The sequence below is a fragment of the Flavobacterium sp. genome (assembly GCF_046317795.1).
Lineage (GTDB): Bacteria > Bacteroidota > Bacteroidia > Flavobacteriales > Flavobacteriaceae > Flavobacterium.
The window spans coordinates 1-4,219 of sequence record NZ_JBKCVI010000203.1; the positions used below are offsets into that span (position 1 = coordinate 1).

A 4,219-nucleotide genomic window follows, 5' to 3' on the forward strand; every position below is an offset into this window, starting at 1 on the left:
ATCAAATCAAAATACAATCCGCAGTATCATGCTGGTGGTCCTGATGGTTTGATTGATGGAATTTTCGGAACCACCAACTGGCGAAAAGGCGATTGGCAAGGGTATCAAAGTCAGGATTTTGAAGCCATTATTGATTTGCAGGAAACAAAGACTATTTCAGAAATTCATTCCAATTATTTGCAAGACCAACGTTCCTGGATTTTAATGCCCACTAAAGTCGATTATTATGTTTCTGATGATAATGTAAATTTCACCAAAGTTGGAACCATTGAAAATACCTTAGACCCGAAAGAAAAAGAGAATATCATTCGTGATTTTAATCTGAAATTAGAGAACCCAATAAAGGCAAAATACATTAAAGTAAAAGCATACAACTACGGGAAATTACCCGAATGGCATCAAGGTTTTGGTGGTGATGCGTTTATTTTTATTGATGAAATAACTATTAAGTAATAAAGAGTATCGAAAAAAAGATACTGAAACAAGTTCAGCATATATGAAAATAGCCCTAATACAAACATCCCTAATCTGGGAAAACCCAATAGAAAACCGTAGTCATTTGGCACAAAAAATAACTGGTTTTATGGAAGACGTCGATTTGATTGTCCTCCCCGAAATGTTTTCATCCGGATTTACGATGAACCCAAAAGCCGTTGCCGAAACCATGCAAGGTGAAACGGTTTCTTGGCTACAACATTTGGCGAAAGCCAAAGACTGTGCTATCACAGGCAGTTTAGTAATCGAAGAAAACGGAAATTACTACAATCGCTTGGTGTTTGTTTTTCCAACAGGGGAAATAAAAACCTATGACAAAAGGCATTTGTTTTCATTGGCTGGAGAAAATGAGTTTTATGCTGCCGGAAAAGACAAATTGATTCTAGAATATAAAGGGTATAAAATCTGCCCACTCATTTGCTATGATTTACGCTTTCCCGTTTTTTCAAGAAATGTAGAGAATTATGATGTCTTGCTTTATGTTGCTAATTGGCCTAAACCTCGCGTGAATGCTTGGGATATTTTATTAAAGGCACGTTCCGTTGAGAATATGTGTTATACCATTGGAGTTAATCGCATAGGAAAAGACCATAACCACCATGAATATATTGGGCATACTCAAGTGATTGATTTTTTAGGTGAATATGTTTTAGAACCACAAGAGGCAGATGCGGTTTTTATAGTAGAATTGAATAAAGCAAAGCTGTTAGAAACCCGAAAAAAATTGGCTTTTCTTAATGATAAAGACAATTTTCAACTCGAAACCCGAAACCCGTAACTCGAAACTATTTTCCTAAATTAAATGGTTGTTCCACATCCCAGTTACCGCGAACGTCTATTTCTTTTGGAAATTTCTAATATATCATTTATGTATGTTTAAATCATAATAAGCTAACAATATTATAACTTTCTTGAACTTTTCTTTTTCTAATAAACTTATATTCATATTCTTTTAAGGAATTTTTAATTCTTATTAGGAATTATTTATTCAATATTTCTTATTAAAATTATTAATTATTTAATTTAATTTGTTATTTCTTTTCTTATGAGAGAAATATAGCGTAAACCGAAAAGCTTATAGAGTAGGTAAAAATTAAATATCTAAATTATTTATGGACAAATCAAATTTTAAACGCTTAAGTAGAAATGAAATGAAAAACATTTCAGGAAACGGTAACTACGTTACTATTAAATGTTCAAAAAAGAGTCTTAGTAGAGGAACTACCCTTTCATCTTCCAATACCACTCTAAGTCAAGCTAATGCTTATGCAACAGACGTTTGTGGTGCTGGTAATTATACACTAGTTTGTGTAGGAGATTGTTAGCTAAACACCGTCTTAATTGTTAAACTATTAAGACGGTTTTTAGTTTAATTTTAAATTATAAATTCTGTCCCAATTTGGGTTTAATTTAATCTCTTCGGGAAAGTAAATAACTTCCTCAGATTGTCTTTTTTCTATAAAATTTCCTGTGTCCCAAGACCCGTTTTTATTGTCATCATAAATTACGCGCAAGGTATAAATACTAGGTTCTAAGGAAAAAAACTCAACTACCGGATTTTTATCTGTTACAGCAGAAGCTTTCACTTTTCCGTCTTTATCAGTTAATTCAATTAAAATTGGATAACGTTTTACATTTTCTAAAACTACTTTGATATACCCGTAATCGGCGTCGCTTTTTGTCGAAAGATTATATTTTAAAGTGTCATTAACGTTTTCATAAAAGTCGGTCAAAGCACCCGGCAACAATTGAATTTGATACTTTTCTAACTCGTCTCTTTTAAAATCCAAATACAACTTTTGGTTAAAATCATCATATTCGGTAGTGAAATTAACGGAAACCGAGTCTTTATTTTGAATACTAATTTTTGATTTGTCAAACTTCACCAAAGGAATAGAAGTATTCAACGCAAATTTTTCTCTCAACGGAAGATTGCCACTATATTCTGGACTTATAGAAAGGGTGTCTTTTTTTTGGTCTTTAATTTTCACGGTAAACTGCTTCTTATAACTTTCTTTTTGAACCGAAACATAAAGCGAGTCTGCTTTTATCGGTTTAAACCAAATTTGAAGTGAATCTTTTTTTGGCATTTGCGTAACTATAGAAGGCATAATTTCTGAACCGTTTTTAACAGTCACTTTCATGTCTTTTGTTTGACCTTCATAACCCATTAACAGTCTGTTTTTGGAAGCTTGTGTAGGTTTTATTGCTTTAAACGGCAACACTTCTTTGAATAATTCCACTTCAAAAATAGTGTCATTGGGTATAGAAATATAGTGCTTTTGAAATCCGATTTTATCGAGTTTTGGATTGAATTTATTGTTCCCATTGTCTTTCAACGCGACTAAAAGGTATTTTCCGGCTTTGATGTTTTCAATTTTTACCACTTCCAAACTATCCAAAGTATTGGTTACATATCGTGGTGATTCCTTATAAATAGTAGAGTCATTAAACTTTTCGTTGATTTCATACAACATGACCGAAACAAAATTGTCCACTTTCTTTTCCAAAGCGTCCTTCACTTTTACACTTAATGCCAAAGAATCAATATAACTTCCAGTTGAAAATACATATTTGAATTGCTGATAGGGATTCCCTTCATTATTATCTTCAATACTTTGTCCAAAATTGAAACTATAGGTCGTGTTTGGCAATAAAGTATCTTTTATTTTAATCGTCAAAATTTTACTCGCATTTAAAGGTAAAACTTCGGGCGGCTTGTTAAACGGTGGAGAAACAATCAATTGTTTATTGAGATTTTTCAACTTTACATATTCGTCAAAAACCAATTTGATTTCTTTCCCTTTGAAATTTGTGGAAAAGTTTTTTGGAAAACTAGCCGTTAAAACTGGCGCAATCGTGTCTTTAGCTCCACCTGTAATAGTTCCTCGCTTGGCACAACTGGCAAATAGTAAAATCAAAAAGATTGAAAGTAACTTGAAAATAGATTTTGGCATAGCGCTGTTTTTTCAATGCACAAAATAACAATTATATTTAGACTGAATGAAATGTTTTTAAGTAAACTTAACATATTAACTGTGCGACATCGCCATACAAACAATACTGATTTTGGCATCGGGGATTTTCAACAATGCTCTACTACAAACTTCGAGCGTGGATCCAGTAGTAATCACATCGTCAATCAATAAAAAATGTTTTCCGTGATGGTTTTCTGTAAACGTAACATCAAAAATAGTTTCTCCGATTTCCGTTCGTCCCAAAAGATTTTTTTTTGTTTGCGTTTTAGTATACACTTTTCGGTATAAAACCCTGTCTTCATAAGGAATTCCTAAGTTTTCAGACAACGCTTTGCCAAAACCTTCCACTTGATTATAACCTCGTTCTCTCAAACGCCTTTTGTGCAACGGAACAGGAATAATATAATCAATATCTTTGATTTGTGCCAAATGTTTCAACTCTTCTGCATACCAATGACCAATCATTTCACTGATTTCCTCGTGTCCTTTATATTTTAGTTTGTGCATCATTTCCTGAACAATGCCTTTTTTGTGAAAATAAAACAACGACGCCCCAAACTCCAATGGAATTCTGCCATAAAACTTTTGAACCACTTCGTTATTCTCCATGGTATGATGATGGGTCAACGGAATTTCGTGCCGACAAAGCGTACAAATTACATTTTCATCACTCAATAACAACGAATGACAACCAGCGCATGATTTTGGAAAAAATAAATTTATAAGATGTTGTAGCATGGAAAAGA

At 33.0% G+C, this 4,219-nt stretch carries 5 protein-coding genes; 3 read left to right on the forward strand and 2 right to left on the reverse strand.

Going from position 1 to position 4,219, the window contains the following annotated elements; genetic code table 11:
• From ACK5ON_RS11820 to ACK5ON_RS11830, 3 genes are all read left to right on the forward strand, one after another.
• Window positions 1-453 (forward strand): discoidin domain-containing protein (locus ACK5ON_RS11820; protein WP_409822725.1); only part of this gene is annotated, 453 nt, incomplete at its 5' end.
• Window positions 454-496: 43 nt separating this feature from the next.
• Window positions 497-1,273 carry an amidohydrolase gene (locus ACK5ON_RS11825; RefSeq protein WP_396173382.1) on the forward strand — a complete coding sequence of 259 codons (777 nt, stop codon included), beginning with the start codon at window positions 497-499 and terminating at the stop codon, window positions 1,271-1,273.
• Between the two features lie 334 nt (window positions 1,274-1,607).
• The gene (locus tag ACK5ON_RS11830) at window positions 1,608-1,820 is read left to right on the forward strand and encodes a bacteriocin-like protein (protein WP_409822728.1); all 213 of its coding nucleotides are present in this window, start codon (window positions 1,608-1,610) and stop codon (window positions 1,818-1,820) included.
• Between the two features lie 39 nt (window positions 1,821-1,859).
• On the opposite strand, the gene ACK5ON_RS11835 is transcribed toward ACK5ON_RS11830, so the two are convergent.
• Together ACK5ON_RS11835 and ACK5ON_RS11840 are read right to left on the reverse strand one after the other, a co-directional pair.
• On the reverse strand, window positions 1,860-3,452 hold the full coding sequence (locus ACK5ON_RS11835) for an Ig-like domain-containing protein (RefSeq protein WP_409822730.1): 1,593 nt from the start codon (window positions 3,450-3,452) through the stop codon (window positions 1,860-1,862).
• A gap of 75 nt (window positions 3,453-3,527) precedes the next feature.
• The coding region (locus ACK5ON_RS11840) for a ComF family protein (protein ID WP_409822732.1) at window positions 3,528-4,219 on the reverse strand (692 nt) is incomplete at its 5' end.

Coding starts and splice junctions, on each gene's coding strand:
- ACK5ON_RS11825 (WP_396173382.1), top strand. CDS start 497: ATGAAAATAGCCCTAATACAAACATCCCTAATCTGGGAAAACCCAATA.
- ACK5ON_RS11830 (WP_409822728.1), top strand. CDS start 1,608: ATGGACAAATCAAATTTTAAACGCTTAAGTAGAAATGAAATGAAAAAC.
- ACK5ON_RS11835 (WP_409822730.1), bottom strand. CDS start 3,452: ATGCCAAAATCTATTTTCAAGTTACTTTCAATCTTTTTGATTTTACTA.